This window comes from Micromonospora sp. DSM 43699, assembly GCF_055517075.1.
In genome coordinates, this window is sequence record NZ_JBTMMT010000167.1 from 1 (window position 1) to 666 (window position 666).

A 666-nucleotide genomic window follows, 5' to 3' on the forward strand; every position below is an offset into this window, starting at 1 on the left:
GGCCGCCGTGTTCCGGTCCGGCCCCGGCACCGGCCGCCACTACCTCTTCCTCAACTTCCACCACGTCGTCACCGACGGCTGGTCGGAGAGCCTCTTCTCGCGGGAGCTCTGGCAGTTCTACGAGGGCCGCGTCTCCGGCACGCCCGCCACCCTGCCCGCCCTCGCGCTCGGTTACGCGGACTACGCCGACTGGGAGCAGCAGTCGCTCGTGGGCGGCGAGCTGCGCCGCCAGGTCGACCACTGGAAGAGCGAACTCGCCGGCGAGCTGCCCGTTCTGAGGATTCCCGCCGACCGCCACCGCCCGGCCCGGCCCACCTTCGAGGGCTCCACGCTCCTGGCCACGCTCCCGGACGACCTGGAACGGCAGCTGAAGGTGGTGTGCCGACGCGACGGGGTCACCCCGTTCAGCGTGCTGCTCACCGCGTTCGACGTCCTGCTGCACCGCTACACCGGCGAGGAGGACATCATCGTCGGCGCGCCCGTCGCCAACCGGACCCGTAAGGAGTTCGAGGGCGTCGTCGGGTTCTTCGTGAACACGGTGGCGCTGCGCAACCGGGTGCCGGGCGGTGCGACGCTCGCCGAACTCCAGCGGCGCACGCACGAGAACCTGCTGTCCGCGCAGGCCAACCAGGAGGCGCCCTTCGGCCGGGTGGTGGAGGAGCTGGC

1 protein-coding gene is annotated in these 666 nt (G+C 71.8%); it reads left to right on the top strand.

Annotation, left to right across the window (positions count from 1 at the left end; genetic code table 11):
• On the top strand, nt 1-666 hold a 666-nt coding region (locus tag AC0AIB_RS31060), incomplete at both ends, for a condensation domain-containing protein (RefSeq protein ID WP_465098056.1).